This is a genomic window from uncultured Phenylobacterium sp. (assembly GCF_902826855.1).
Classification (GTDB): domain Bacteria; phylum Pseudomonadota; class Alphaproteobacteria; order Caulobacterales; family Caulobacteraceae; genus Phenylobacterium.
Map to the genome: position 1 here is coordinate 3,171 of NZ_CADEGK010000248.1, position 2,917 is coordinate 6,087.

Here is a 2,917-nt window from a genome sequence, read left to right on the forward strand (position 1 = left end):
GACGGCGTCGCGGTCGCCGAATGCCTGATCTACGACGAGGCGGGGGCGATCGGCATGGTCAGCTGCACGGCGCTCGCCCAGGCGCGCAAGATCGTGTGACGCCGCGCTGGCGACGGCGACGGCAGCAGCGCCTGGCGCAGCCGACGGCCTATATGACCTGATAGGCGGTGACGGCCAGGGCGACTGCATGCACGCCGGCTACGAGCCACAGCGCGGTGCGGAAGGGCTCTTTGCGGGTCTTGTGGCGCAGCAGTTGCTGGGCGACGAGGGCGCCGGGCGATCCGCCGAACGCCGCCAGGGCCAGCAGGCGCCGCTCAGGAACCCGCCAGGTCCGCTTTTCGGCGGCGCGCTTGTCCCAAGCGAAGGCGCCGATGGCTGCCGCGTTGATGGCGAGCAGGTAGAGGACGAAGGCCTCGAACATGTCGAGCACCTTGCCTGCAGGACGTGAACGCTTGCCTTACCCTCAAACCGCCGGCGGCGGTTCGGTCTTGGCGGTCGACTCCGCGGCGGGGGCCTCGGCGGGCTTCTCTTCCGTCGCCGCCGGCGCCGGCTCGTCCGGGGTGTTGGCGCGCAGCGAGGCGCCCATCAGCCGTGAGCGGGTCTCGAGCCGCGTCGCCACGGTCTCGCAGCGCGCCGGCAGTGACCAGCTCATCCATTCCTGGGCCACGCGCGCCTTGCTCACGCCCGGGCCGACGTTCCACGTCAGACGGCCCTGGCGAACAGCCGCGCCGCCGATGGTGTTGATCGGCCGCACCGAGGCCTTCTCCGCGGCGGTCAGCGCAGTCTGGAAGCCCTTCAGCTGCGCCGCTCCGGCCTTCTGCATGTCGGCGTAGACCTTCAGGTCGTCGGCCAGCGTGGTCCCGGGCTTGCGGAACTGGGCCTCGATCCGCGTCACCTCGGGCATCACCTCGTCGTGCAGGTCGAGCCAGCCGCGCAGCGCGCCGTAGCACCAGGCCACGAACGGATAGTCGTCCGTGGGCGCGCCGTTGGGGATGCGGTCCTCGACTGGCGCAGGGGCCGGCGGCGGCGCGGCGGCGGCGTCGGGAGCTTGTGCGAACAGGGCGAGGGCGATGGCGAACGGCGTCATGGAAGTCCTTGTGCTCAAAGAATTTGTCAGCTTCGCGCCCGACCGAGTTCCGCGGGGCCAAACCCTCCGCCTCCCGGGGTCTGGATCTCGATCGCATCGCCAAGCTCCACCGTAACGGAGAAGCAGCCGGGAAGTTCACTAACCGCGCCCGACGCCGCGATCAAACGCTGCCGGCCCGCCAGGCCGGGGCCGCCGCCGGCCAATCCCTGGGGCGCATGCTGACGCCGCGAGGAGAGCAGGGCCGCCTCCATCGGCGCCAGGAACCGGATGCGCCGCACCGCCCCGTCGCCGCCGCGGTGGCCGCCCGCACCGCCCGACCCCCGGCGCACGGCGAAAGCCTCCACCCGTACTGGGAACCGTCGCTCCAGGATCTCCGGATCGGTCAGCCGCGAGTTGGTCATGTGGATCTGCACGGCGCTGGCCCCATCCGCCGTGGCGGTCGCGCCGGCGCCGCCGCAGATGGTCTCGTAGTACTGCCGGTCAGCGTCCCCGAACGTGAAGTTGTTCATCGTCCCCTGGCCGCAGGCCATCACGCCCAAGGCCGCGTAGAGGGCGTCGACGATGTGCTGGCTGGTCTCGACATTGCCGGCGACCACGGCCGCGGGCGGGCGCGGGTCCAGCATGGAGCCCGGCCGGGTGAGGATCTCCAGGGGTTCCAGGCAGCCGGCGTTCAGGGGGATGTCGTCGTCCACCAGGGTGCGAAAGACGTAGAGCGCCGCGGCGTCGACGATTGCCGAAGGGCCGTTGAAGTTGCTGGCGAGCTGGTCGGCGGAGGCGGTGAAGTCGAGGGTCGCGGTCCGGGCCGCCGCATCCACCGTCGTCGTCACCACGATCTCGCCGCCGCCGTCGATCGGCATCCGCGCCGCCCCATCCGACAGCCGCCCCACCGCCCGGCGCACCGCCTCGGCGGCGTTGCGCTGCACGAAACCCATGTAGCGGGCGACGGTCTCGGCGCCGTAGACGCGGATCATCTCCGCAACGGCCGCCGCACCCGCTTGGCATGACGCGACCTGGGCCTTCAGGTCGGCGAGGTTGCGTTCCGGCGCGCGGGACGGCCACGGCCCGGCGGTGAGGGCGGCGCGCACCTCCGCATCGAGGAACCGCCCGCCGGCCATGATCGGGAGCGCATCCAGCATCACGCCTTCCTCCTCGATGGTGCGCGAGAAGGGCGGCATCGACCCCGGCTGGATCCCGCCGACGTCGGCGTGGTGCCCGCGCGCGGCGACATAGAAGCTCGCCTGGCTGTGGTCCGCTTCCATGAACACCGGCATCACCGCGGTGATGTCCGGCAGGTGCGTGCCTCCAGCGTAGGGGTTGTTCAGGGCGAACGCCTGGCCGCGCTTCAACTGCGGATGGCGGTCCCGCACGGCGCGCACGCTTGCGCCCATCGATCCCAGGTGCACCGGCATGTGCGGCGCGTTCGCCACCAGTCCCCCTTCGGCGTCGAACAGGGCGCAGGAGAAGTCGAGCCGCTCCTTGATGTTGACCGAGTGCGCCGTCCGCTCGAGCGCCGCTCCCATGGCCTCCGCGACGCCCATGAAGCGGCGGTTGAACAGCTCCAGGGTGACGGGGTCGGGTTTGTCCAACGCGATAGTCTGGCGCGGCGCGGCGGCGGTGCGGGTGAGGCGGATCAGGCCCTCGGCTTCGGCGCTGGCGCGCCAGCCGGGCAGGACGGCGATCTGGGTGTCGGGGCGGACGATGAGCGCGGGGCCGTCGATGGCGGTGAGCCGGTCGGCGTCCACGACGGGCGCGTCATGCCAGGCGCCGAGCGCGAACATTCGCACCCCTCCCCCTTGCGGGGAGGGGGTAGGGGGTGGGGGTGTCTGGTTT

At 71.8% G+C, this 2,917-nt stretch carries 3 protein-coding genes; all 3 read right to left on the minus strand.

Annotated elements, in window-relative coordinates; all coding sequences use genetic code 11:
* Nucleotides 1–148: 148 nt before the first annotated feature.
* From QZV94_RS22305 to QZV94_RS22315, 3 genes are read right to left on the minus strand one after another with little or no spacing between them, the layout of a single operon-like run.
* Nucleotides 149–421, minus strand: coding sequence for a DUF1294 domain-containing protein (locus QZV94_RS22305; protein WP_293682151.1), 273 nt, complete (start codon nucleotides 419–421; stop codon nucleotides 149–151).
* Nucleotides 422–463: 42 nt separating this feature from the next.
* On the minus strand, nucleotides 464–1,087 hold the full coding sequence (locus QZV94_RS22310; RefSeq protein WP_293682154.1) for a hypothetical protein: 624 nt from the start codon (nucleotides 1,085–1,087) through the stop codon (nucleotides 464–466).
* Between the two features lie 26 nt (nucleotides 1,088–1,113).
* Complete coding sequence (locus QZV94_RS22315) at nucleotides 1,114–2,865, minus strand: hydantoinase B/oxoprolinase family protein (protein WP_367255134.1); 1,752 nt, start codon at nucleotides 2,863–2,865, stop codon at nucleotides 1,114–1,116.
* Nucleotides 2,866–2,917 lie beyond the last annotated feature (52 nt).